The organism is Sulfurimonas sp. (assembly GCF_026196735.1).
Lineage (GTDB): Bacteria > Campylobacterota > Campylobacteria > Campylobacterales > Sulfurimonadaceae > Sulfurimonas.
Genome location: NZ_JAPHUF010000002.1, coordinates 261,918 through 286,584, shown reverse-complemented (window position 1 = coordinate 286,584; position 24,667 = coordinate 261,918). Strand labels below are relative to the sequence as shown.

The following is a 24,667-nucleotide window of genomic DNA, read 5'->3' as shown; positions in this document are numbered from 1 at the left end:
GCTTATCTCTCTAGTGCTACAGCACCACTTCTAACTATCTCTTTTGGATTGTATCTGGTTATAATCTTTAAAAAGTTTTCAACTCGCTTAGGCTCGTCTGCAACCATAGCTATAATAACATTGTCACCGACATTAACTATCTTGCCATTATAAGCCTCGCATAAAGTATTTATATCTGCAATATTCTCTGATACAGGAAACTTGATTAATGCCATTTCCTTTTCAACCAAATCTGCATGCTCATAAACTTTAAGAACCGGAATAAGTTTATGTAGCTGCTTTGTTATCTGCTCTATAATTCTCACAGAACCTGATGTAACAATAGTAAGTCTAGAGTATTTACTCTCTGGAATAGGTGCAACAGTCAGTGATGTAATATTATACCCGCGACCGGAGAAAAGATCGGTAATACGAGATAAAACGCTCGCTTCATTTACTACAATAACGGAAATAACTCTTCTTTCACTTGCTTCCATTATTTCTCCTTCTTCTCTAATAGCATCATATTAAATAAGCTTCCGCCTGATGGAACCATTGGCATAACATTTTCTAATCTCTCAACTACTACATCAATAAATGCAACGATATTTTTTTCAACTGCATCTTTTAAAGCTGCATCAAACTCTTCTTTTGTTGTAACCCTGTATCCAATTCCACCAAAAGCTTCTGATAATTTTACAAAATCAGGCTGAACACTCAAGTCAGTTTCACTATGTCTTTTATCATAAAAAAGTGTTTGCCATTGTCTTACCATTCCAAGATAGTTATTGTTCAAAATGATATTAATAACAGGTAATTTCTTCTCAACTGCTGTCATTAACTCCTGACAATTCATAAGGATAGAGCCATCACCGGTAAAGTTTATGCTAATCTTCTCTGGAGATGCTGCTTTAACACCCATAGCAGCAGGAAAACCAAATCCCATTGTGCCAAGTCCGCCAGAACTTATAAATTGACGAGGTCTGCTAAATGGATAAAACTGCGCTGTCCACATTTGATGCTGTCCAACATCTGTAGAGATATTTGCATCATCACCAAGAAGCTCACCAACTCTCTCAATAACCCATTGGGGCTTAAGTCTATCTGTATCTTCGTGGTATGTAAGCGGATGAAGTTCATCAAAATGTTTTACAGTCTCTCTCCAAGATGCGTATTTCTCAGATTTAACCTGCTCGCAAAGACCTAGCATCTCATTAACAACATTTTTAACATCGCCAACTATAGGATAATCGGCATTTATAAGCTTAGAAATAGATGCAGGGTCAATATCTACATGTATTACAGCAGCATTTTTTGCAAACTCTGAAATCTTACCTGTTACACGGTCATCAAACCTTGCACCAAGACCGATAACTAAATCCGTCTCACTCATTGCCATATTTGCTGCATAAGAGCCATGCATACCAAGCATAGAGATAAGCAACTCATCATCATGACTTAATGTGCCTCTGGCCATAAAAGTCTCAACAGCAGGAATACCGGTTCTGTGAACCAAGTCTCTTACTTCGTAAGCAGCATTTGCGTTAATGATACCGCCACCAAGGTAAAACAGCGGTCTTTTAGCTTTAGCTATAGCTTCCATCGCTTTTTTTATTTGACGAGGGTTTCCTTTTGTGTGAGGTTTATAAGTCTCTAACTCAAGTTCAATTGAGTAGTCAAACTCAGCAATCTGAGCCGTTACATCTTTGGGTATATCTATATGTACTGGACCGGGACGACCGCTTGAAGCGATATAAAATGCTTCTTTAAGTACGCGAGGCAGGTCTTTAGCATCAGTTACAAGATAATTATGTTTGGTACATGAGCGACTGATACCAACAGCATCTATTTCTTGAAATGCATCTGTACCGATAAGGCTCATAGGTACCTGACCACTAATAACAACCAATGGAATAGAGTCCATATACGCGTCAGCCAATCCTGTAACTGCATTAGTAAAACCTGGACCACTTGTAATCATAGCAACACCAACTTTACCACTTGCTTTTGAGTAACCCTCAGCAGCGTGTACAGCAGCTTGTTCATGCCTTGTCAATATATGTTGAAAGTCATCTTGCTTATATATCTCATCATAGACATTCATGATAGCTCCGCCAGGGTAACCAAAAACTGTGTCAACACCCTCTGCGATTAAAGCTTCAATGACCATTTGTGCGCCATTTATTTGCATGAAAGGTCTCCTCTAATAAAAATTTTGCTAATTATACCTTTCTACTCTATATTTCAGGTTAAATATGGGACATAAATTTTAATATTGGTTTTTGCAATACAATTAACGAGTAGTAATTATAAATACATTAAATCCATTTTCATATTCATATGAAAGTTCAAAATTATGTTTGATTATTATTCTTTTAACTAGACTAAGTCCTAAACCGTAACCGGACTGATTTCTAGAGTTGTCACCCTGAGTAAATGCTTCACAGAAAAATTCTAAAGGCTTTTCAAGCTCTTTACCTTTACTTTTAACAGATATGCTCTTAGCTTTGGCAACTATATATATAGGTAGCTGTGTACCATATTTGAGTGCGTTATCTATAAGATTTTTCAGCGCAATTGATAAGTAGTTTATATCTGCTTTTATACTAAAGTTTGATTCAATAATTACTTCAACTTTTGTCTCATCTTCAATAAATAGTTTTGAAAGTGATTCGCTAATAAGAGTTTCTGTGTTAAAAGTTCCTATATTTAATTTGCTTTGTTGCGCATTTAGTTTCTCTATATACAAGAGTTCGCTTGTCATATCATCTATCTGAGAAAGAGCTTTATTTAGTATTTTTTTATATTTACTGTCTTCTATCATCTCTATAGCTATTTTTGACTTGGCTATCGGTGTTTTAAGCTCATGTCCAATATCGCGAAGAAGTCTTTGTCTAGATACTATTAAGCCCTCAATATTTTCTGCCATAGAGTTGAATGTATTGGCAACCTCACCTATTTCTGCCTTGCACTTAGTTTTTATTCTTGCGCAGTATTGCCCATTACCAAACTTTTTTATAGTTTTACTTATATCTTTTAGCGGGTATGTCATCTTTAAAAGTATTATAAACAGAGCTATTACTATAAATATATTGATTATGACCATATATTTTAAAAACTCTCTCTCTTCAAAATTTATAGACTGTTGTTTATCTATAAGAAAAATTTCATCGTCCAAGTATTTCATATATAGTATATATCTGTCATCTTCATGCTTTAAGATTTTAATACTTGATAGTTTATTGCTGTATTCATATACAACATCCGATTTTTCAATGTAATGCTTTTCATCTTCAATTATTTTAAGATGTAATGCCGTAATTTTTTTTTCTAATTTTTTTATATCATTATCTGAAAAATATACAAACAAATCATCTGAAACATGAATATATTTTTCAATTAATGCTGTTTCAATTGTATCTATTGTAAGTTTTTTTGTCTCGTTTGCAACAAATATCATCGATGCAAAACTAATTACAAAAAGAATTATGATTTTATTAAATATTGACATGTCTCATCCTATAAATTTATATCCGATTCCCCAAACAGACTTAATGTAATGAGAATTTTTTGGGTCATCACCCAGCTTTTGTCTTAAATTGCTTATGTGCATATCTATGGTTCTGTCTTTTGAATTATATGCTACGCCGGTAACAGCGTTAGATATTGATTCTCTTGATAGCGGTTTTGATATGTTTTTTAAAAAAAGATCCAATATATCGTATTCTATTTTGGTTAAGTCAAGCAGTAGACCATCTATTTTTATCTCGTGTTTGTTTTCATTGATTTCAAAATCGCCTATTGTTTTAGAACTGTTGGTTGCTCTTTTTAAAATAGAGTTTATTCGTAAAACTAGCTCTCTAGGCTCATATGGTTTAGCCAAATAATCATCTGCTCCTAACTCAAATCCCAATATTTTATCACTTATCTCGTTCCGGGCAGAAGAAATTATTATTGGAATATCTAACATCTCTTTAATTTTTTTGCATACATCAAAACCATCCATCTGAGGCAGCATTAAATCAAGCACAACCAAGGAGTATAAACTAGAGTTATTCTTAAGGTTCTCAAGCGCATCTATTGGTTTATCATATGCTACAACTTTAAAGTCATAGTTGTGTAGATAATCACTTATAAGAGTCTGCATATCCAAGTCGTCTTCAATCAGTAATATATTGTGCGTCATTTTACTTTCCATTCATCAAAATAATGTACAAACTCAAATCTCTGCGTTTTATTTAAAATAACATGTATATCTTTTAATAGCCTATTTTCTAGTTCATTTGTTTTTTTATATAGCTCATAGTTTAATTTGCTTAATTGTTCTAAGTTCAAAACATCTTTAGTAAAAAGTTCTTTTTTTCTCTCTTGAATATTTTCTTTGTCATCTTTAAATTTTTTTAAATCTTTTCTAAACTCCTGCAAAACCTTTTTTATTTTTGCATTTTGTTTTTCTGATAAATTCAAGTGCGAGAGATCTTTGTTTATGTGATGAACTTCATGTCCCCCAAAAAGAGTAGAAACAAACAGTAGTATAATTGCAAATTTCATATTCTATATCCTTTATAAATTTATATATTCTAATATCTTTAACATTTAATAAACCTTGTTCAAGCTGATATGGAGCTAATGTTTTTATATATTATAGTGACATATTAATATTATGAGATACTATTTAAAGACATTGTAAAGAAATTGTAAAGAAATAGTAAATACAATCTTGACAATGTTAGCGCATACTTTTAATATCTATAAATTCAAATATGTAGGGAGATAAGATGAAATCATCTAAAATTACTGCTGTATTACTAGCTTCAATGTTAGCAACATCAGCATACGCAATTGAAAATGTTACGGTAAATGGTGAGGCAAAACTGTGGTACCAGACTGGGGTGAAAGACACGAGTCCTTCCGGTGTTGATATGTTTCAGCAAAAAGCTGCTGTAGGACAAGCTGCATTTGAGCTTAGTGCAAAAGCAGATATTATGGATGGATTAAAAGGTAAAGTGGGTCTTATTGCTCTTGATACTCTTGGATTAGAAAAAAGTTTTATCAAGGATATCTCATCTGCAGGTGCAGGATATGAAAATGGAAACTATTATAGAACACAAGTGTGGGTTACAGAAGCATATCTTGATTACAGAATTGATAATACTTCAGTTATTTTAGGTCGTCAAGCTTTGAATACTCCTTTGCTTTTTACAGAACGCTGGAATACATCGTTTAATACCTTTGATGCAGCTGTTTTAATTAACAGTGATCTTCCAAATACTACTTTAGTAGCTGCATATATAAACCAGCATAACGGTGGAGCTAGTGCAGGAAACGGTACTGATACGGGCTTTCCAAGTACAACTATGCACAATGGTGAGTCTTTTGGTTTTGGAAGTACATACGACTCTGCTACTAACACTGTGACAGATGGTAAAAAAGCTGCTTACGCTTTTGGTGCTATGATAAAACCGATTGACGATTTAGCAGTTAACCTATGGTACTATGATGTAAACTCAAATTTTACAGCTTACTGGGCAGATGCTGAGTACAAGATGTCAGGCTTGTTTTTTGGTATCCAAAACTCTGGAATTGATGTAGCAACTGCAGGAGCAGACAATGCAATGATAACTGCTGCAAAAATTGGATATACAGTTGATAAGCTTACACTTGATGTTTCTTATTCTGTAACAGATGAGGGTAATTCAGGTACAGCAACTATTGCAAATGCCGCGACAGGTGATAAATCAAAAGTATATACACAAGCAGTATTTCAAGATGGTGCTGTAGTCGGTTTTCGCGATACTAAAGCTTGGAAACTTGGTGCTAACTACAAATTTGACGATGTGAAACTTACATGTTTGTTACAAAATACGCAATCAGATGCTCACTCTATGAAAGATGGAACAGAACTTGATATTATTGTTGTAACTAAGATTGCTAAGCTTGTTGATTTAAAAGGGATATATATTCATAGAGATGTAGATATGAGAACAGATCCTGATTTTAAACAAGATGCTATCCGTTTAATTGCATCAGTGAAATTTTAAAATTGATGTAATTGGTATGACTTAAGCTCTTCTGAGGGCTTAGGTTACAAGATTTTATGCGGGTATAGTATTGATATAAATATATTTAACTGAAATGTTAAGTATATTTATATCAATAGTGTGGCCTAGAATCTCTCCCTACGAGTTCTGGGTCACCCTATTGATATAGCTTGAAATGACAAGTATCTTCTAGTACAAGATACCTGTTGCACAATCAGAGTCACATCCTAATATCGTTGCTTTATCAGCATCGTGAGTGTCTGCTGCGCTAGCGCTTGCTGCTAAACTTAATGTTATAAGCATTGCTGTGATAATTTTTCTCATTTGAGTCCTTTAAACTTTAAACTACAAAGTCCTTTACCCCTACAATAAAGAAATAGTGTGAGAAAATTATAACAGAATTCACTCTTATATAAATAAATATTATATTTAAATGTAAAATTTTCTTTACATTTAATAAGACATGTTACATAAATATACATGTATATTTATTTTAATCTCTTATATAGTTCTCTTTTTTAAGTACTGTGTGTATCTCTTTTTGGTGTTCTTCACCTTTAGTTTCTACATGTACTGTTACATTTGCATCACCGTAATCAAGCGAGATAGAGGTTCTGTCATATGCTATATGAACAATGTTGGCATTTAGTTCTTGAAGTATCTCGGTAAAACGCATCAAAGAGCCTGGTTTATCAACAAGCGTTACCGTCAGTTTCATTTTTCGACCGGACTTTAAAAGACCTTTTTCAATAATCACAGACAGCAGAGTAACATCCATGTTCCCACCACTTAAGACAACTGCTACTTTTTTGCCTTTTAAATGCTCTAGCTTATTATGCAATAATGCAGCTACTCCAACAGCACCTGCACCTTCAACTACAAGTTTTTGCTTTTCCAATAAAAACAAAATTGCACTAGCTATCTCTGCGTCATCAACACAAATAAACCTATCTACACTCTCTAGCATATGTTTTAGCGTAATCTCAGATGTATCACGAACAGCGATGCCATCAGCAATAGTTCTTACGCTAATAGTATCTACCGCGCGACCTAGCTCAAAAGAGTTTTTAAGTGCCGGTGCACCAGAAGCACTCACGCCGATTACTTCAATCTTTGGATTTAAACCCTTAAGGGCACATGCCATACCCGAAATAAGACCGCCGCCGCCAACAGGAATGATTACCGCATCTAAATCTTTACAATTATCTATAATGTCTAAAGCTAAAGTACCCTGCCCGGCTATAACTTCTTCGTCTTCAAATGGATGCACAAAAGTCAAGGAGTTTTTCTTTCCATATTCTAGAGCATAAGCATAAGCTTCATCATAGTTCAAACCGGCAAGAATAACCTCTGCACCATAATGTTTAACACCATTTATTTTTGTAAGAGGTGTTGATTCTGGCATAACAATCACTGCTTTTATATTGAACTTTGAAGCCGAAAGAGCGACTCCCTGTGCATGATTTCCGGCACTAGCAGCTACAACACCGCAAGCCCTTTGCTCATCACTCAAAGACGCTATCTTATTGTAAGCACCTCTGATTTTAAAAGCACCTGTAACTTGAAGATTCTCTTTTTTTAAATAGACTTCACATCCAGAATTTTCACTTAAAAATGGCGCATAAGAAAAAGGTGTATTAACTACAACATCTTTTATGCGCTCTTTTGCCTCATATATCTTTTTTAAATCTAACAATTATCTTCCTTAAAGATGTGAGTGTTCAACCATACTGCACATGTTTTGAACAACTCTCATACCAGCATTTCTAGCTTTTGTTGCAGCTTTATTGTTTACAATATCTTTTTGCGCCCAAAAAACTTTAACATCACCACGCTCAATACATGCATCAGCGACTGCATCAAGGGCATTAGGCTTTCTAAATATATCAACCATATCGACAGCAACAGGTATCTCTAATAGTGAACGATATACTTTTTCACCTAAAATTTCATCCTCTTTAGGATACACAGGTATTATCTTAAATCCCTGCTCTTGAAGGTACTTTGCAACTCTGTGACTTGGTTTTGTTTCATCCGGTGAAAGCCCTAAAACAGCGATTGTTTTCACACTGTTAAAAATCTCTTGGATTTCTTGTTTATTTGAATTAACTGACGGAAATTCACATTCCATAAAAAACCTTTAATAATATTTTAAAGGATTATATCAAAAAAAGAGTGGTTATATATCTATTTTCTCTTGTCCGATGCGGTAAAGTGCAAAATCATATTTCAACGGGTCACTCTCATCAAAAGTTTTTAAAGTCTCAGTTAGTTCGACAGCAGCTTGTAAATCATATGTTTTTCTGCTTAAAAGTCCTAGCTTTTTTGACACATTAAATGTATGTGTATCCAGTGGAATAATCAAATCACATTTATCAATACCACTCCATAACCCCATATCAATATTATCATCTCTAACCATCCACCTAAGAAACATCATCCAGCGCTTTAGAGCACCTGCTCCTTTTGTTTTTGTAGTTATTTTTGATATTAAAAAATTATATCCTTGAGTGGCATGAGGGTACTCTACATGTAAGGCTTTAATAACTTCATTAATCCCATCAATAACGCTATTTGTATTTTTGTATCCACCCTTAAACACTGCTTCTAAACTACTCTTTTCATTCAGCCTTTTTAGCGCAATAAAAAGAGCTATAACATCTTCACTCTTTTGAAATCTATAGTAGTGATTTTTAAGAGCCTCTTTTATCTCTTCATCACTCTTTTGCAGCAGTGAAAAATCAAGTGAATCTAAAAATTTAACTATCTGCTTTACATTTCCATAGGCAAAAAGAGCGCAGATAAGTGAAACAGTAGGATCTTTATAACGATGCGCTACTAAAATCGGGTCAAGTTTCTCTTGTGATACTTCATCTGAATTGTTTCGTTTTTTGACTTCTTCATCGAGTCTTTTTTTAATGTAAGTGATAGAGTTTTTTCCTCTCACTTGAGCCTGCAATATTAAGCTGTTTTCTGTATTTTGCAATAGTACGCCTAACCATTTTTACCTTGAATTTATCTTGAATCAAATCAAGCAGTTTCATGTCGCTCAAAGGCTTTAAATGGCTCTCTTGCTTTACTAAACCTATTAAGAACTCTTTTATAGCAGCATTTGAAACATCTTCATCTATTGCGGTTGTAAAAAACTCTTTCATAGCAAACACACCTCTGTCGCATGCAATATATTTGTTAGCTATTGCTCTTGAGATGGTCGATGGATTATGTCCAAACTCATCCGCCAAAGTTTTCAGAGTAAGAGGCATAATCTGACCGCCCGTAAAGAATTCATACTGGTATTCAACTATCATCAATCCGACTTTATACAAGGTGGCTTTTCTCATATCAAGAGCATCAACCAAGCTTTTTGCTTCTTTTAGTTTTTGGGTTATAAATTCATGCTCAACGCCATAGCTTGTATCAATATTGATAGTTGGATAATAGGCATCATTTAGCTTTACCTCGATAGACTCATTTTCATTGAAAAATATCATCAAATCCGGCACTATCTGCGCTGATTCTTCCTGATATTCAATGGCAGGAGGGTTCTTAAATGTACCAAGCACACGCATAACTTCACTAAAATGCTCTTCATCAGAATAGCTATGTATATCTTCAATATTTTCTATCACTTTAGTACATAAGCCATAAGCTTCATCGCTTATATCTGAACTGTCTAGTTGAAACATAAATGATTCTGATATATTTTTAGCAGCTATTCCAACAGGTTCTACATGTGCGAATCTCAAACGAATTTTTTCAAACTCTGACATGTCAATATTATTATTTTCACAAAATGCTTCACTATCGCCTTCATAGTAGCCATTTTCATCAAGGTTTGCTACTACAAAAGAGGCTATTGACTGTGAAATAGGTGTTGGAAAAAGCGGAGCTTCCAACTGCTCGTCCAAAACATCATAAAGAGACTTTTTTTGAACTGTTAAGGCTTCTATTTTTTCAGTTCTTGAGTTACTGACAGAGCCGCTTATGATTTTTTTTGGAATTTTTTTCTCAAAATTTTCTTCATAACCGGATTTAACTTCAATAACAGGGTTGGCTTCGACAAAAGGAGTCATAGCCTCGCCTAAGTCGCTCAGACTAGAGTGTAAAATAGGCAGCCAATTACGCAATGTATTTGACAGTTTGTGCTTATTCTCTACGCTGTGCGTCTGCCTTAATGCTGCCATATTCAATAAAGCCTATTAAAGCTTAAATTCCTCGCCAAGATAGTGTTTACGAACATCGGCATTTTGACCTATTTCAGCACTGGTGCCACTGGCTAAAAGTTCACCGGACTTGATTACATAGGCTCTATCACATACATCTAAAGTTTCACGAACATTATGATCTGTAATAAGTACGCCAATACCGTAAGATACAAGCTGCTTGATAACTGTTTGTATATCCATGACAGCTATTGGGTCAACCCCGGCAAATGGCTCATCTAAAAGTAAAAATCTTGGTTTATTTACCAAAGCTCTGGCAATCTCCACACGACGACGCTCACCACCGCTAAGACTTACACCCTTACGGTAGCGAATCGGCTCAATATTAAACATATCTAAAAGCTCTAAAATTCTTTCCTCTTGCTCTTGCTTACTTTTTATGCTGACTTGCGCTGCTACAAGCAGGTTGTCCTCTACGCTTAAATCTTTAAATATAGAAGCTTCTTGGGGAAGATAACCGATACCTTTGCGAGCTCTTTTGTGCAGGGGCATGCCTGAAAGATTATCATCGTCAAAATAAACCTCTCCCCCGCTAGATTCAACAAGCCCGCAAATCATATAAAATGTAGTTGTTTTACCGGCTCCGTTTGGACCGAGAAGTCCTACAACTTCTCCGCTGTTAACTTCAAGGCTCATACCTTTTACTATTTCTAAATCTTTTATCTTTTTCTTTAAATCAACTGCCTTAAGCGTATGCATAATCTACCTCATATTGTCTAATATCATCTGAATTTTTTTCTATATTTATTATTAATGTTTTTATACCTGCTGAGTTCAATATTTCTACTAACTCATCATTGCCCCACTCTACAAAATGCAGCCCATCTTTGTCCAACTCCTCTAGCATACCTAAAGATACAAAATGATCTAGACCATGGTTATACATGTCATAATGAAACACTCTGTCACCATAACACTGCTGCAAAGAGAATGTTGGCGAAGTGACTTCATCATCGATACCTAAGTATTTTACAATCTCTTTGACAAAAGTCGTTTTTCCTGCTGCTAAATCTCCTTTTAAAACAATAACTCCACTAGCAAAATTTTCGCTTATATCCTTAGCTAAAGTAGAAAGTTCATTCAAACGAAGTTTATAAATTTTCATAATTTATTTGATATCTCAACTATTTTTTTAAGTTTCTCTTTGGCTTTTGAAGTTTTTATGGCTTCTCTTGCTATTTCAAGTCCATCTTGAATATCACGAGCCATGCCATCTACTATCAATGCACAAGCTGTATTTATGAGAACTACATCTCTTTGGGCATCCGTAGAGGTACAATCAAAAATATTATATAAAATTTTTGCATTCTCTTTTGCGTTTCCACCGATTATGGCCTTGAGAGGAGCTTTTTTTATGCCATATTCCTGAGGATCGATTTCAAACTCATGAACTATACCCTCGCGAAGCTGTGAAGCATAAGTAATATCGCTTATGCTTATCTCATCCATACACTCTTTTGAGCTTACAACTATGGTCGAGGTAGAACCATTTATTTTAAGAGCTTCAGCCATCTTGGGAACAAAGGCCTTATCAAAAACACCAAGAAGAGATTTTTGTACTCCTGCCGGATTTGTAAGTGGTCCCAAAATATTAAATATAGTTTTGCCTGGTATAGTTTTTCTAACAGGCATTATAAACTTCATTGCTGGATGATGATTTTGTGCAAACATAAATGTAAAACCAGACTCCTCTAGAAGTCTGGCACTGTTTTGTATGCTCAAATCTAGTCTAACACCTAGTTCTTCAAACATGTCAGCACTTCCAGATTTAGAAGTTACAGAACGACTTCCGTGCTTTGCAACGATACTGCCGCATGAAGCAACTAATATTGCAACAGTGGAGGATATATTAAAGCTTCCTATCTTATCTCCTCCTGTGCCGACAACATCAAGAGCTTTTAGTCTAAGTTCTTCAGAAATCGGAAGTCTAATCGCATTGCTGCGCATTACATCAGCTGCGGCGGCAATCGATTCTACTGAAGTATGTTCATCTAATTGCATACTCAGTAAAAACTCTCTCATCGTCTCATCATTCATTTCATGATTAAATAGTGAAGTAAACTGTTTTTTTGCTTCATTATAAGTCATACTATTTCCTTGATATACTGGTCTTGCATGGATTTTGGGGTAGATTTTGTAGTGGGTATTTGTATAACTTCGTATTTTTTTACTTCATTTAAATAGTTAATGGTTATTATACTTCCAACCTCAACATTTTTGCTGGCTTTTGCAACTACATCATTTATTAAAACGACATTATTACTTATCATATCTTGTGCTACTGATCGTCTTTTTGTTATATTTACCGCGTTTAAATATTTATCTATTCTCATTAGTACTCATATATTATATTTTTGTATATTGTAGAGTATTAAAACTGAAAAGAATGTAAGAGTTGGAACATTATTTGCATTATAAAATGCCTTAATGCAAAAGTGCTACTTTTTTATGAAGCAAAGCCACTTTTAAAACAATCCTTTTCTACGACTATTTTCTTTTGTTTCTCTTTTCTTTTTGTATCTTTTTCAACAAATATTTTTTTGCGGGTTTTTGGATCTAGTTCTGTGTAGTACATAACTGCAGAGTAAGTTCCAGGTGTTGGAGTAAAGACCTGTGCCTGTTCGGGATTCATCTGCAATTCATCAGTCGTAAAGCGTTTTAGCTCATGCATATCTTTCTCTTCGCAGCCAGGGTGTGCAGCTATAAGATAGTATGTTAAAAACTGGTTTTTACCCTCTTCTTTGTTTAGTTTGTCATACATCTTCTTAAAGTCAACAAGTGTCTCTTTGCCAGGTTTTCCCATTAACTCTAAAACATGTTGCTGCGTATGTTCCGGTGCTACTTTTAGTTGTCCTGAAATATGGTGTTGAACCATCTCTTTTAAGTATGAATAACCATGTTTTTTATCTGCAGTAATAAGGTCATATCTAACACCGGAAGCTATAAACGCTTTTCTAACACCCTCCACCTCTCTAACTTTTCTAAGCAAGTTTAAATTTCTACCATGATCAACATGCATAACTTTACATAAGCGCTCTGCATCTACACAGCGTATATCATCGCATGTTCCCTTTTTGAGTTTTTTATCGCACTCATATCCATACATGTTAGCAGTCGGTCCGCCTACATCAGAGATAATTCCTTTGTAGTCTTTATATTTATTAAACTCTTTTGCTTCTTCTAGTATATTACCCTCAGTGCGAGTTCGTATAGTTCTACCTTGATGAACACCAATAGCACAGAAATTACACTCACCCCAACAGCCATGATGAGTCATAATAGAAAACTTTATAGTCTCCAAACATTTAACTTTACCCATTTTTGCATAGTATGGGTGCAATTCTCTTGTAAAAGGAAGATTAGAGTTTGCATCCATCTCTTTCTCATCAAGATAGTCACATGGAGGATTTTGAATAAGATAACGATCATCAACTGGCTGACAAAGTCCGTTTGCGCTTATGGGGTCGTTATTGTCATAAAAGTCATCAAAGAGGTCTATATACTTCTCTTTATCATCTACGCACTCTTGATGTGATGGAAGCTGTATGAACTCATAATTTGGTTCTTTAGAGATATAACAGACACCGCGTATATCCCGATAGTCTCTCTTCTCGTCTAATGCACGAGTTACCTGTTCAAGCGCTATCTCACCCATGCCGTAGATAAGGATATCTGCTTTAGCATCAAATATTACAGGCTTCTTTAATCTATTTTGCCAATAATCATAGTGAGTCACTCTTCTCAAGCTTGCTTCTATTCCGCCAAGAACTAAAGGAACGGTATTTTTAAAATATCTTCTAATAAGATTACAGTAAACACTTAAAGCGCGGTCTGGTCTTTTGTCGTTTTTTCCACCTGGAGTATAATCATCGGTATTGCGGAATTTTTTAGTCGCTGTATAGTTTGAAACCATAGAATCAACGCTTCCCCCGCTAACGCCCCAGTAAAGACGAGGCTCTCCAAGCCTTTTTATATCAATGTCACTACTAATGTCAGGCTGTCCTATCATACCTACTCTGTAGCCCATTCTCTCAAGCATACGACCTACCATAGATACCCCGATAAACGGTGAATCTATATATGCATCTCCGCTTACTAAAATAACATCACACTGATCCCAACCTTTTGCGTCCATCTCCTCTTTTGTAGTAGGAAGAAAATCTTTAGCTGTAAATGTGACAGTATCTCTTTTTGGTTGCTTTTGTTTACTTCTTCTGCTCAAAATCTAGCCTTTTAATATTCCTATATATAATATTTTATATTTAATATGTATAATGATACTAAATGAAATTAAAATAAGAGATTATGTTTGCAATACCCATATAAAGATTTAGAAAACTTTACACTTCCTTCTCTGCTTGATCGCTCTATCAAACTATACAAAAATGAGCCTTTGAGTGCTATAGTTGGACAAACAGCAATGAGCTATGGTGAGTTTATGCAAAAAGTACAGCTAAGCATAGAGTTGCTTAGAGCCAATGGAATTTCAAAGGGTGATAAAGTAGTCCTTCTTAGTGAAAATATGCCAAACTGGGGAGCTGCATATTTTGGCGCTACATATTTCGGTGCCATTATAGTTCCTATTTTGACAGAATTTCATCCATCAGACATTAACTCAATTATAAAACATTCAGAAGCTAAAGCGGCTTTTGTGTCAGATAAAAATTTATCAGTTATTGAATCTTGCAAAGATACAGATATAAAACTGGTAATCAATTTAAATAAACTTGAAATAATTGAACACTTAAGTGACAATAGTTACATAAATCAAGAAAAAGACAAGCAGACAAAACTAAGCAAACCAGATGAAGATGATATGGCTGCAATTATATATACATCAGGAACCACCGAAAATTCTAAAGGTGTTATGCTCACTCATAAAAATCTTGTGACAAATGCCTTATCGTCATACTCTAAAGTAAAAGTTCTTCCATCTGATGTCTTTTTATCAATACTGCCTTTAGCGCATACATTTGAGTGTACAGTTGGCTTAATAATACCAATACTTCATGGTTCTAGCATCAACTATTTAGATAAATTACCGACACCCTCTGTCTTATTAGAAGCATTTAAAACTGTAAAGCCGACCATGATACTTACTGTTCCAATTATCATAGAAAAGATTTATAAAAAAAGAGTTTTAGAAAATATAAACAATTGTATTATAAGAAAAAATCTATATAAAATTTCATTTTTAAGAAAATTGATTAATCAATTTGCCGGTAAAAAAATAATTGAATCTTTTGGCGGCAGAATGAGATTTTTTGCTATTGGTGGGGCTCCCCTATCTCCTTATGTGGAAGAGTTTTTAATTGAAGCAAAATTTCCATATGTAGTTGGATATGGGACAACAGAAACATCTCCCCTTATTGCTGCTGCTACTCTTGGACAAAAGCCAAGATTTAAATCTACCGGAACTGCTATGGCAGGCGTTGAATTAAAAATCAGAAATAAAGACCCAAAAACCGGTGAAGGTGAAATATGCGTAAAATCACCAAGTATTATGATTGGATATTATAAAGATCAAGAAAAAACAGATGAGGTTATGGAAGATGGATGGTTTTTAACCGGAGATTTAGGCTATATAGATAAAGACGGTTTTCTTTTTATAAATGGTAGAAGCAAAAATCTTATACTCGGTTCTAGCGGAGAAAATATTTATCCCGAACAGATTGAATCAATAATAAATAAAAATGCTGCTGTTTTAGACTCATTGGTTATGCAAAAAAATAATAAACTGGTTGCTATGATTTGTTTAGATTATGAGACTTTCGATATAAACAAAGTAAAAAATATAGATGATTTTTTAGAAAAAATGAGACAAGATGTCAATTCGCAACTCTCATCATTTTCTAAAATAACTAAATTTATAGAACAAAAAGAACCTTTCATTAAAACTCCGACAAAAAAGATAAAAAGATATCTTTATGCAAATAAATAAAAGAGAAATTATTTTTAGTCAATATATTATCCGATAAACAAGGAGAGTTATGAGTAATATTGAAAAGATACTTCATGAAAATGAGTCTATTTTGGCAAAAGCTGAAATATCAAAAACCTTTTACAACGGCATAGTATCGCTTTACGCTCTTGGCGCATTACTTCTTTTTATCGGTTACGAATATGAGATAGGCGTAATTGGAATCGTATTGATTATTCGAACATTTTATGTTCATCTACAAGAAATTAAAGAAAAAGAATCATACAACTGTCTGCTTACACAAAATCGTCTAATTATTTTGAAAGGGTATAAAAAAAAGGAGATTTTTCCGATTAATCTCCAAGAGATAAGAACTATCTATATTAAACCAATAAATAAATATTTAAATAAAATTTTAGATGTAGGGACTCTAGAAGTTATAACTACAAGCGGCGGCAGATATATAATAAGTAATATTAAAAAACCATATGAATATCATAGGTCAATCATTGGAGATATAGTAGATGCTACACATTACTCCAATAAATAGTATGATATTAAAACTGTGCTTGAAGAAAAGGTATAACCTGCTTTTTACGACTCAACACTCCGTCAAGCCAAACTTGAGAGTTTTCTAGTTTGCATTTAAATGCTGTCTCAATTTTACTCTCATCGTCACTAACTACTAAAAGTTGAGAACCCTCTTTCATAATATCTGTTAAAAGTATCAATACTGAGTGTAAACCACCCTCCTCTTTTAACTTTTTCATATCTTTAAATAAATCATATTTTATATCATCAAATACGCTTAAATCAACAACCTCAAGCTGTCCTACTCCAAGTTTATCACTGCCCATTTCAAACTCTTTATAATCACGAGTGTTTAGTTCACGAGCAGTTGCACCAGCTACTGCTGATTTTACTATAAACATCTCCATGCCAAGTGCTTTATAGTCTTCTACTCCAGCTATCTTTGCCAATTCCTTAACAGCTTTAGTGTCAATTTTAGTACATGTAGGCGATTTAAAGATTACAGTATCACTTAAAATTGCACATAGCATCATTCCTGCTATATTTTTAGGGATCTCTACACCATGATAATCATACATCTCTTTTATGATAGTATTTGTACATCCTATAGGACGAATCCAACACTCCAGAGGTGTGTCTGTAGTCAAATCGCCAAGCTTATGATGGTCCACTATACCAAGAATAGTCGCCTCCATAATATCTTTTGGAGCTTGGGCTTTATCTGAAAAATCTACAATATATACACTCTCGCCAGCAACAGAAGTTTTAAGTTCAGGCAGCTCTCCATCAAATTTATTTAAGATAAATTGTGTCTCAGCAGAAATATCGCCTTGACGAGTCGGGATACAATCTTCGCCTAACTGATTTTTAAGATATGAAAGAGAAATAGCCCCTATAATCGAATCCGAATCAGGGTTTGTATGTCCAAAAATATATGTTGACATGTTAAAAGCCTTTAATTTTTTTCGTAATTATACTGTAGTTTTATTATAAATATTTCATTCAGATAACTTAATATAATTCTAAAGTAAAAGTTTAACAAAGATGATATAATTTATTCGAGGAAAGAATAATGAATATAGATGTTGCTAATGTAATTTTTTATCATAGTCTGATAATATTTGGTGAGCTTGTAGTACTCTTGGTCCTAATGCATATGCTTTATAAAAGACGCTCACCTTCAAATATTATAGCATGGCTCTTATTTATAGTGCTAATCCCATATATTGCCGTTATTTTCTACTTTATATTTGGCTCTAGAAAGCGTAAAAACAGATATAAAAAAGAAAATATCAAGCTCCAAGAAAACACACATGTACACTCTCAAATCAATCCTTTAAATGAAGTTTTAAGAAATTATGGAATTCCAGATGCCACTTTGAACGAAAAATTTGAACTATTTAGTGATCCGATATCTGCATATAAAGAGCTTATCTCTTGTATTGAAAATGCTAAAACATCTATATTTATAAGCACCTATGTTTTTAATTATGACGATACTACTAAAAAGATTATAGATGCCATGATTAAAAAAGCTAAAGATGGTGTTGAGATAAAAATACTTATTGATTCATTGGGTTCTATAGAATTGTATTTATTTCAAAACAGGATAAAAGAGTTGAGAGATGCCGGTGCAAAAATAGAGTTCTTTATGCCAATCTTTCGCATGCCTTTTAGAAACTATATAAACCTTAGAAATCATAGAAAAATATTTATTTTTGATAACATAAAAGTTTTAAGCGGAGGTATGAATATATCAGATGACTACTTTGGTGAAACAGCTGATAAAACAAGATGGGAGGATATGCTTTTTTTAGTCGAGGGTGCATCTGCAGAGCAGTATTTTGACATTTTTGCATCCGATTGGCTTTATGCTTCTGAGGAGCAATTAATGTTTTCTTGTGACGCTAAAGCTAACAATACCGGAGATACTTTTGTTCAAGTCGTGCCATCAGGACCCGATATAAGTAACGACGCTCTTTATGAAACACTTCTTAGTGCCATCTACAGCGCTAAAGAACGGATATGGATAGTAACTCCCTACTTCGTACCCGACAAGTCTATAATTCAAGCGCTTGTAATCGCTAAACACAAAGGCTTGGATATAAAGCTAATTACACCAAAAAAGACAAATCACCGTATAGTAAATCTAGTAAGAGCTTCTTATATGAGAGAGCTTAAAGAAGTTGGCATTGAAGTTTCTCGATATAACGGTGCAATGCTACATGCAAAAGCCATACTGTTTGATAACTCAACAACAATGCTAGGAAGTGTAAACCTTGACAATAGAAGTCTGTTTTTAAATTATGAAGTAGCTACATTTGTATACTCTGATAAAGTCACACAAGATATTCAACTCTGGATGCAAAGATTATTATCAAATTCATCGATTGGCACCCAAGAAGTCTCTACAATAAAAAGAATTTTAGAAAATTTAATGAGAGTAATGGCTCCTCAGCTGTAACTATTCACAATGGACATGAAATGCTAAAACCATCTAAAAGTATTAAATCATTAAAACATCAAGACTACAATCCAGGTAGTAAGTTTACTATTTTGTGCTGGAACAGTGCTAAGTTAACACTAAAAAACCCCTACAAAGAGCTGCTTAAATCGCTTATTGTAGATGAAAATATAGATATTTTACTGCTGCAAGAAGTTAAAAAAAGTCTAAAAACAGAATTAGATATTTCAGATTACTCATATATTTTATCTCCAAATATTCAAACCAAAAGACATGTTTTTGGTGTTTTGAGCGCATTTAAAATATCTTGCGAAGATGATTTTTCACTTCTTACAAAAAAAAGAGAATTAAGTTATGCCACCCATAAAGTAACCCTTATCACAAAACACAATCTATCTAAAGACAAACAGATGCTCGTAGTAAATCTACATGCTATAAATTTTGTAAAAAACAGTGACTTTTTTAATGAGCTAAATAGTATAAAAACTATTATTAAACTGCACAAAGGCCCAGTAATATTTGCAGGTGACTTTAACACATGGAATGTAAAAAGAGTAAACTTTTTAAAAGAGTTTACTCATGACTTATCTCTAAAAAAAGTAGATTTTTCCGAAGATAAGCATGTAAAAAAAGTATTTTCAAACTCTTTAGACTATATCTTCTACAGAGAGCTGAAATTAACATACTCAAAGGTAATTGATACTAAAAAAATATCTGACCATAATCCAATTATTGCCAATTTTGAGCTTTTGTAACAACTATCTTATAAATTCAACCACTTCATTATACTCAAGTCTCAGCTGGGATGACTGTTCGTTGATTCTATAGCCAAGAGGAAGGACTAGCGACAATTGATATTTATTAATATCAAGACCTAGTATTTCTTCTACTTTCTCTTTCTCAAAACCTTCTATTGGGCAACTGTCAATGCCTATCACGGCAGCGGCAGTCATCATGTTTGCGGCAGCTATATATGTCTGCTTGGAAGTCCATGCATAAATGTTTTTAGCAGAACTTAGAGTCTCTTTTAAATGATCTGAGTAGAGTTTCATATAAAAATCAAGCTGTTCTTGTGGCATCTCTCGTCTTGTAAATCTCTTCTTAGGTATAGTAGATTCAACTTTAACAGACTCTATAGCGGCCAATACAACGACCAAGTGAGAGCATGATGTAATTTGTACTTGGTTCCAACAAGCTGGTCTAATTTTTGCCTTTAGTTCTTCATTTGTAATAACTAAAAACTTCCAAGGCTCCATGCCAAATGATGAAGGTGATTTACGCCCTGCTTCTAAAATATACTTAATGTTCTCATCTGAGATTTTTTTATTTTCATCAAAAACTTTACACGCATGCCTAAAATCCATTGCCTGCATAAACTCTTTTTTCATGCTCGTCTCCTTAGAAATGTAATTTATTTAGTTAATTTCTCAACTTGAGCTACTTTATCGCCGTCTCTTATTATTTTTATACGATCACCGGCAAAAAAACGATTTCCCTTAAGCACGATAACAACCTCTTCTTTGTTGTCCAGTTCAACACTCAGTTCTTCTCCGTTTGCTTTTCCTAGTTCAGCTCCAACATAGTGTCCACCCAGACCACCGCCGAGCATTGCTAAAATTTTACCTCTATTGCTACCGATCATTGAACCAAGTACTGCACCGACCAGTGTTCCAACAAACTTGCCTGAGCCGTCATCTGTTATAACAATCGGTCTAGATTTTGTAACTGTACCGATTTCATATTTTTTTATCTGTTTATAATTCTGACCATCATATTCCGGTCCTACATTTGTAGAACAACCACTAAATATCAGCAAGCTCGCTGCCAATAAAGATATTATATATTTCATTATATTCATCCTTTTATTTATGTAAAGCTAACTCTTTTTTCAAGTACTCACCGGTATAACTACCGGTTTTTTTATACTCTTTTGCTAGCTTTTCTGGTGAGCCTTCAGCTATTATCAGACCACCGCCAGAACCGCCTTCTGGTCCCATGTCTATAACATAATCAGCGTTCTTAATCATATCTAAATTATGCTCAATAATCAAAACACTGTTTCCAAGTTCTACAAACTGATGCAAAACATTTGTAAGCCTGTCAACATCTGCAAAGTGAAGCCCTGTAGTAGGTTCATCTAAAATATAAAGAGTTTTTCCGGTATCTTTACGGCTTAATTCTTTGCTTAATTTTATCCTTTGAGCTTCACCACCTGAGAGCGTAACAGCATTTTGACCCAAAGTAATATAGCCAAGTCCAACATCTACAAGTGTCTTCATTTTTTGATGTATTTTAGGAATAGGTTTAAAAAACTCAAAAGCTTCATCTACACTCATTTTTAGCACATCAGATATAGTTTTTCCTTTGTAAAATACCTCTAGAGTCTGCTGGTTATATCTTGTACCGTTACATGTATCACACTTAACTAAAATATCTGGCAAAAAGTGCATCTCTATCTTGATCTGCCCTTCACCCTGACATTTCTCACATCTGCCGCCTTTAACATTAAAGCTGAATCTCGAAGTTGTATAACCTCTTATTTGCGACTCTTTTGTCTTAGAAAACAGATCTCTTATCTCATCCATTACACCGGTATAAGTAGCCGGATTACTTCTAGGAGTTCTGCCTATTGGGCTTTGGTCAAGATATATAACTTTATCTACATGTTGAAGTCCGGTTATCTCAACACCGGCAACTTTATTTACTTTTCTTGCATGATTTAAAAGCTCTCTTGCTGTAGGAAGCAGAGTCTGAAGCATAAGTGAACTTTTACCGCTGCCGCTTACACCTGTGATACACACAAAGTTGTTAAGCGGGATTTTAGCGCTTAGATTTTCAATATTGTTAATAGTAACATTTTTGATTTCTATATATTTATCTTGTTTTCGTCTGTAAAAATACTCTATCTTTTTTCTGCCATAAAGATAATCAGCTGTGAGTGTTTTTGCTTTTTTTAGTTTATCTAAAGTGCCGCTAAACACAACCTCTCCACCAAATTTTCCAGCTCCGCTACCGATATCAACTATAAAATCAGCATTTTCTATTGTCTCTTTGTCGTGTTCTACGACGATAACGCTGTTGCCTTTTTCTTGTAAACTTCTAAGGGTTCTGATAAGCTTCAAAGTATCTCTTTCGTGTAGACCGATACTTGGCTCATCTAAAACATATAAAACACCCGTCAACCCACTACCTATTTGTGAAGCAATTCTGATTCTTTGAGCCTCGCCACCACTAATACTTCTAGCATCTCTTCCAAGTGTAATATAACCAAGTCCAACATCAAATAAAAAATATAATCTTTCTCTAATTTCATTTAAAATAGGAGCTGCAATCTGTGTATCTTGTGAATCCATATAAGAAAAATGACTTTCGTTTTTAAACCACTCATATGTCTTTCCTATGGGCATATCTAAAAGCTCTGCTATGCCTTTATCTGCAACCCTAACTGCAAGAGATTCTCTTTTTAGTCTATGTGAGTCACAGACATTACAAACTTTTTCGCTCATATAATCTGCTAACTCTTTTTCATCTTTGAACATGTCATATGCTATTTTAATTATTCCGGGCCAGATTCTTTTAACTTCATGGTTTTTCCATATAAAAGAAACTTCATCAATACCGGCATGTAAAATAGCTTTTTTCTGATACTCCGGCAATTCTGAGTAAGGGATAGTTATATCTATGTCATTTGCAGCACAAAATCCTTTTAAAAAGGTAAAGTAGTAGCCTTTATTGAAGCCATAAACTATCTTTACCGCCCCATTCTCTACGCTTAAATCACGATCTATTATCTTATCTTGATCGAGTGCATAACGAAGTCCTAAACCATCACATTCGCTACAAGCACCTTTGGGTGAGTTAAATGAAAAAGATAATGGCTCCAATGGATCAAAACTTATCTTACAGTCAAAACAAGCATTATGCTCACTGTAGTGTATCTGATGCTCTTTAAGTCCAAGCTCTTTATGGTTCAAAATATCTATCTCAAGTTCACCGTAACTCTCTTTTAAAGCTTTTTCAACATCAGCTGCAATTCGCTCTTTATTTTCAGCTTTTACCACAACTCTATCTATGACAACTTTAATAGTATGCTTTTTAGTTTTTGACAACTCTATCTCATCATCTAATCTAACCATTACACCGTCTATCATAGCTCTTACATAGCCTTTATGCACAAGCGACTCTAACATGTCAGCGTATGAGCCTTTTTTCTCACGAACAAGAGGAGCTAAAAGAACTAGCTTCGCACCCTCTGGAAGTTTTGCAACTTCACCGATAATATCCGAAGCGCTCATTTGTGAGATGACTTTTTTACAATTGTGGCAATGCTGTACGCCTACTCTTGCATACAAAAGTCTAAAGTAATCATATATTTCTGTAATTGTTCCAACGGTAGAACGAGGGTTTTTACTTGTGGTTTTTTGGTCTATTGCAATGGCTGGTGTAAGACCTTCTATTTTATCAACATCTGGTTTTCCAACACGGTCTAAAAACTGTCTGGCGTAGGATGATAAAGACTCCATATATCTTCTTTGACCCTCTGCATAAAGAGTATCAAAAGCAAGTGTTGATTTACCGCTGCCGCTAAGACCGGTAAAAACTACTAACTCGTTTTTTGGAATTGTTAAATTTATATTTTTTAAGTTATTTTCTCTTGCACCGGTTATTTTAATCACATCTTTTTTCATTTATACAAATATCCTATTTATTAAATATACGACTATTAGAAGATAAAAACCCGCTAACAGCCTTTTTTGTAATACGCTATCTACTCTATCTTTTAAAACTATTCCAATATAAACACCAAGTAGTGATGCCAAACCTATGATAATTCCACTCTCAAAATCTATATGTCGACTTAGCGAGTGAGAAATCAAACCTGAAATAGATGAAAAGACTACAAAAAATAATCCTGCCGATATGGCCTTGTTAAGCTCCACATGTAAAAAACTAACCAATACCGGAACAAGCAAAATACCTCCGCCGACACCTATTGTCATACTTATAGCACCTATGAGTAAACCAATAATAAAAAGAGCAACTCTATTTACATCTTTTTGCGGTTTGTTTTTATGTGTCTTAAAAAACATTCTCAAAAGAGCAAATAGTGCAAAAGCTAAAAATATACTCTCAAGTAGCCTGTCATCAAAACTTGATGTTAAAAAACCGCTAAATATTGCTCCAATAAAACCACCTGCTCCTATGATCATCACCATAGAAATGTCAAGCGTGCCTTTTTTATTGTTTAGATAGCTTCCATAAATAGAACTAAAAACCATTTGAACAACTGATATCCCTATAGCAGCCTTAGTCTCATAACCTAAAAGTAGCAGCAGCGGAATTAAAATAGTCCCGCCCCCAATACCAAAGAAGCCTGAGAGTGCACCAACACCAATGCCTAGAAAAATCAATTCTGTCATATCTTAAACTTTTTTCGAATTATACTCAATATACACTTTAGAGTAGTTTTATATAGCATCACAAATCATTGTTTAATTTTACTTTGAGA

The 24,667-nt window shown here is 34.2% G+C and carries 25 protein-coding genes; 5 read left to right on the top strand and 20 right to left on the bottom strand.

The genetic code is table 11. The features are described 5' to 3' along the window. Positions 1-2 precede the first annotated feature (2 nt). The 5 genes from ilvN to OQK60_RS01725 form a co-directional block, all read right to left on the bottom strand. The gene (gene ilvN / locus OQK60_RS01745) at positions 3-479 is read right to left on the bottom strand and encodes an acetolactate synthase small subunit (protein ID WP_297683515.1); all 477 of its coding nucleotides are present in this window, start codon (positions 477-479) and stop codon (positions 3-5) included. After that, on the bottom strand, positions 476-2,170 hold the full coding sequence (locus OQK60_RS01740; protein ID WP_297683453.1) for an acetolactate synthase large subunit: 1,695 nt from the start codon (positions 2,168-2,170) through the stop codon (positions 476-478). Before OQK60_RS01740 ends, ilvN begins: the two co-directional genes overlap by 4 nt. Before the next feature lie 102 nt (positions 2,171-2,272). Next, the gene (locus OQK60_RS01735; RefSeq protein WP_297683451.1) at positions 2,273-3,490 is read right to left on the bottom strand and encodes an ArsS family sensor histidine kinase; all 1,218 of its coding nucleotides are present in this window, start codon (positions 3,488-3,490) and stop codon (positions 2,273-2,275) included. A gap of 3 nt (positions 3,491-3,493) precedes the next feature. Next, a complete protein-coding gene (locus OQK60_RS01730) occupies positions 3,494-4,165 on the bottom strand; it encodes a response regulator transcription factor (protein ID WP_297683449.1) in 672 nt (223 codons plus the stop codon). Beyond that, entirely contained in the window at positions 4,162-4,530 is a 369-nt protein-coding gene (locus OQK60_RS01725) for a hypothetical protein (RefSeq protein ID WP_297683447.1), read from the bottom strand. The genes OQK60_RS01730 and OQK60_RS01725 overlap by 4 nt, the downstream gene beginning before the upstream one ends. Positions 4,531-4,757: 227 nt before the next feature. Here OQK60_RS01725 and OQK60_RS01720 point away from each other — a divergent pair, with 227 nt between their 5' ends. Next, positions 4,758-6,020 carry a hypothetical protein gene (locus OQK60_RS01720; protein ID WP_297683445.1) on the top strand — a complete coding sequence of 421 codons (1,263 nt, stop codon included), beginning with the start codon at positions 4,758-4,760 and terminating at the stop codon, positions 6,018-6,020. A 189-nt stretch (positions 6,021-6,209) separates the two neighbouring features. On the opposite strand, the gene OQK60_RS01715 is transcribed toward OQK60_RS01720, so the two are convergent. From OQK60_RS01715 to OQK60_RS01670, 10 genes are all read right to left on the bottom strand, one after another. Then, positions 6,210-6,344 (bottom strand): hypothetical protein, encoded by a 135-nt coding sequence (locus OQK60_RS01715; RefSeq protein WP_297683443.1) that lies wholly within the window; start codon positions 6,342-6,344, stop codon positions 6,210-6,212. A 169-nt stretch (positions 6,345-6,513) separates the two neighbouring features. Further along, positions 6,514-7,716: a threonine ammonia-lyase gene (ilvA, locus tag OQK60_RS01710; RefSeq protein WP_297683441.1), complete on the bottom strand. Its 1,203-nt coding sequence runs from the start codon at positions 7,714-7,716 to the stop codon at positions 6,514-6,516. Positions 7,717-7,725: 9 nt separating this feature from the next. Then, positions 7,726-8,151, bottom strand: a complete 426-nt coding sequence (locus OQK60_RS01705) for a CoA-binding protein (RefSeq protein ID WP_297683439.1) — start codon at positions 8,149-8,151, stop codon at positions 7,726-7,728. Positions 8,152-8,199: 48 nt separating this feature from the next. Continuing rightward, positions 8,200-8,967: a TIGR02757 family protein gene (locus OQK60_RS01700; protein WP_297683513.1), complete on the bottom strand. Its 768-nt coding sequence runs from the start codon at positions 8,965-8,967 to the stop codon at positions 8,200-8,202. Next, on the bottom strand, positions 8,936-10,204 hold the full coding sequence (locus OQK60_RS01695) for an RNA polymerase factor sigma-54 (RefSeq protein ID WP_297683436.1): 1,269 nt from the start codon (positions 10,202-10,204) through the stop codon (positions 8,936-8,938). The genes OQK60_RS01700 and OQK60_RS01695 overlap by 32 nt, the downstream gene beginning before the upstream one ends. A 15-nt stretch (positions 10,205-10,219) precedes the next feature. After that, positions 10,220-10,942 carry an LPS export ABC transporter ATP-binding protein gene (gene lptB, locus OQK60_RS01690; protein ID WP_297683434.1) on the bottom strand — a complete coding sequence of 241 codons (723 nt, stop codon included), beginning with the start codon at positions 10,940-10,942 and terminating at the stop codon, positions 10,220-10,222. Beyond that, entirely contained in the window at positions 10,929-11,348 is a 420-nt protein-coding gene (tsaE, locus tag OQK60_RS01685) for a tRNA (adenosine(37)-N6)-threonylcarbamoyltransferase complex ATPase subunit type 1 TsaE (protein ID WP_297683432.1), read from the bottom strand. Before tsaE ends, lptB begins: the two co-directional genes overlap by 14 nt. After that, positions 11,345-12,331 (bottom strand): anthranilate phosphoribosyltransferase, encoded by a 987-nt coding sequence (gene trpD / locus OQK60_RS01680; protein WP_297683430.1) that lies wholly within the window; start codon positions 12,329-12,331, stop codon positions 11,345-11,347. Before trpD ends, tsaE begins: the two co-directional genes overlap by 4 nt. Further along, positions 12,328-12,576: an RNA-binding S4 domain-containing protein gene (locus tag OQK60_RS01675; protein WP_297683428.1), complete on the bottom strand. Its 249-nt coding sequence runs from the start codon at positions 12,574-12,576 to the stop codon at positions 12,328-12,330. Before OQK60_RS01675 ends, trpD begins: the two co-directional genes overlap by 4 nt. 113 nt (positions 12,577-12,689) lie before the next feature. Next, complete coding sequence (locus OQK60_RS01670; RefSeq protein ID WP_297683426.1) at positions 12,690-14,465, bottom strand: YgiQ family radical SAM protein; 1,776 nt, start codon at positions 14,463-14,465, stop codon at positions 12,690-12,692. 87 nt (positions 14,466-14,552) lie between these two features. Here OQK60_RS01670 and OQK60_RS01665 point away from each other — a divergent pair, with 87 nt between their 5' ends. After that, complete coding sequence (locus tag OQK60_RS01665) at positions 14,553-16,184, top strand: AMP-binding protein (protein ID WP_297683424.1); 1,632 nt, start codon at positions 14,553-14,555, stop codon at positions 16,182-16,184. Positions 16,185-16,233: 49 nt separating this feature from the next. Next, positions 16,234-16,713 carry a hypothetical protein gene (locus OQK60_RS01660; protein ID WP_297683423.1) on the top strand — a complete coding sequence of 160 codons (480 nt, stop codon included), beginning with the start codon at positions 16,234-16,236 and terminating at the stop codon, positions 16,711-16,713. A gap of 7 nt (positions 16,714-16,720) precedes the next feature. Here OQK60_RS01660 and OQK60_RS01655 read toward each other — a convergent pair whose 3' ends face one another. After that, positions 16,721-17,638: a manganese-dependent inorganic pyrophosphatase gene (locus OQK60_RS01655; protein ID WP_297683421.1), complete on the bottom strand. Its 918-nt coding sequence runs from the start codon at positions 17,636-17,638 to the stop codon at positions 16,721-16,723. A 128-nt stretch (positions 17,639-17,766) separates the two neighbouring features. On the opposite strand from OQK60_RS01655, the gene cls reads away from it, so the two are divergent. Beyond that, entirely contained in the window at positions 17,767-19,158 is a 1,392-nt protein-coding gene (cls, locus tag OQK60_RS01650; protein ID WP_297683419.1) for a cardiolipin synthase, read from the top strand. 20 nt (positions 19,159-19,178) lie between these two features. Further along, positions 19,179-19,913, top strand: coding sequence for an endonuclease/exonuclease/phosphatase family protein (locus OQK60_RS01645; RefSeq protein ID WP_297683417.1), 735 nt, complete (start codon positions 19,179-19,181; stop codon positions 19,911-19,913). A 3-nt stretch (positions 19,914-19,916) separates the two neighbouring features. Here the strand turns inward: OQK60_RS01645 and OQK60_RS01640 are convergent, their stop codons facing one another. The 4 genes from OQK60_RS01640 to OQK60_RS01625 are packed head-to-tail and all read right to left on the bottom strand — an operon-like array spanning position 19,917 to position 24,578. Next, entirely contained in the window at positions 19,917-20,546 is a 630-nt protein-coding gene (locus OQK60_RS01640; protein WP_297683416.1) for an NAD(P)H-dependent oxidoreductase, read from the bottom strand. A gap of 23 nt (positions 20,547-20,569) precedes the next feature. Next, on the bottom strand, positions 20,570-21,007 hold the full coding sequence (locus tag OQK60_RS01635; protein ID WP_297683413.1) for a glycine zipper 2TM domain-containing protein: 438 nt from the start codon (positions 21,005-21,007) through the stop codon (positions 20,570-20,572). Between the two features lie 13 nt (positions 21,008-21,020). Further along, entirely contained in the window at positions 21,021-23,846 is a 2,826-nt protein-coding gene (gene uvrA / locus OQK60_RS01630; RefSeq protein WP_297683411.1) for an excinuclease ABC subunit UvrA, read from the bottom strand. Continuing rightward, positions 23,847-24,578, bottom strand: coding sequence for a sulfite exporter TauE/SafE family protein (locus OQK60_RS01625; protein WP_297683409.1), 732 nt, complete (start codon positions 24,576-24,578; stop codon positions 23,847-23,849). Between the last annotated feature and the right edge of the window lie 89 nt (positions 24,579-24,667).

What these genes read in the sequence shown, in the direction of transcription:
- OQK60_RS01740 (WP_297683453.1), bottom strand. Translation starts at nt 2,170, where the DNA reads ATGCAAATAAATGGCGCACAAATGGTCATTGAAGCTTTAATCGCAGAG.
- OQK60_RS01735 (WP_297683451.1), bottom strand. Translation starts at nt 3,490, where the DNA reads ATGTCAATATTTAATAAAATCATAATTCTTTTTGTAATTAGTTTTGCA.
- OQK60_RS01730 (WP_297683449.1), bottom strand. Translation starts at nt 4,165, where the DNA reads ATGACGCACAATATATTACTGATTGAAGACGACTTGGATATGCAGACT.
- OQK60_RS01725 (WP_297683447.1), bottom strand. Translation starts at nt 4,530, where the DNA reads ATGAAATTTGCAATTATACTACTGTTTGTTTCTACTCTTTTTGGGGGA.
- OQK60_RS01720 (WP_297683445.1), top strand. Translation starts at nt 4,758, where the DNA reads ATGAAATCATCTAAAATTACTGCTGTATTACTAGCTTCAATGTTAGCA.
- OQK60_RS01715 (WP_297683443.1), bottom strand. Translation starts at nt 6,344, where the DNA reads ATGAGAAAAATTATCACAGCAATGCTTATAACATTAAGTTTAGCAGCA.
- OQK60_RS01705 (WP_297683439.1), bottom strand. Translation starts at nt 8,151, where the DNA reads ATGGAATGTGAATTTCCGTCAGTTAATTCAAATAAACAAGAAATCCAA.
- OQK60_RS01695 (WP_297683436.1), bottom strand. Translation starts at nt 10,204, where the DNA reads ATGGCAGCATTAAGGCAGACGCACAGCGTAGAGAATAAGCACAAACTG.
- lptB (WP_297683434.1), bottom strand. Translation starts at nt 10,942, where the DNA reads ATGCATACGCTTAAGGCAGTTGATTTAAAGAAAAAGATAAAAGATTTA.
- tsaE (WP_297683432.1), bottom strand. Translation starts at nt 11,348, where the DNA reads ATGAAAATTTATAAACTTCGTTTGAATGAACTTTCTACTTTAGCTAAG.
- trpD (WP_297683430.1), bottom strand. Translation starts at nt 12,331, where the DNA reads ATGACTTATAATGAAGCAAAAAAACAGTTTACTTCACTATTTAATCAT.
- OQK60_RS01675 (WP_297683428.1), bottom strand. Translation starts at nt 12,576, where the DNA reads ATGAGAATAGATAAATATTTAAACGCGGTAAATATAACAAAAAGACGA.
- OQK60_RS01660 (WP_297683423.1), top strand. Translation starts at nt 16,234, where the DNA reads ATGAGTAATATTGAAAAGATACTTCATGAAAATGAGTCTATTTTGGCA.
- OQK60_RS01655 (WP_297683421.1), bottom strand. Translation starts at nt 17,638, where the DNA reads ATGTCAACATATATTTTTGGACATACAAACCCTGATTCGGATTCGATT.
- cls (WP_297683419.1), top strand. Translation starts at nt 17,767, where the DNA reads ATGAATATAGATGTTGCTAATGTAATTTTTTATCATAGTCTGATAATA.
- OQK60_RS01645 (WP_297683417.1), top strand. Translation starts at nt 19,179, where the DNA reads ATGCTAAAACCATCTAAAAGTATTAAATCATTAAAACATCAAGACTAC.
- OQK60_RS01640 (WP_297683416.1), bottom strand. Translation starts at nt 20,546, where the DNA reads ATGAAAAAAGAGTTTATGCAGGCAATGGATTTTAGGCATGCGTGTAAA.
- OQK60_RS01635 (WP_297683413.1), bottom strand. Translation starts at nt 21,007, where the DNA reads ATGAAATATATAATATCTTTATTGGCAGCGAGCTTGCTGATATTTAGT.
- uvrA (WP_297683411.1), bottom strand. Translation starts at nt 23,846, where the DNA reads ATGAAAAAAGATGTGATTAAAATAACCGGTGCAAGAGAAAATAACTTA.
- OQK60_RS01625 (WP_297683409.1), bottom strand. Translation starts at nt 24,578, where the DNA reads ATGACAGAATTGATTTTTCTAGGCATTGGTGTTGGTGCACTCTCAGGC.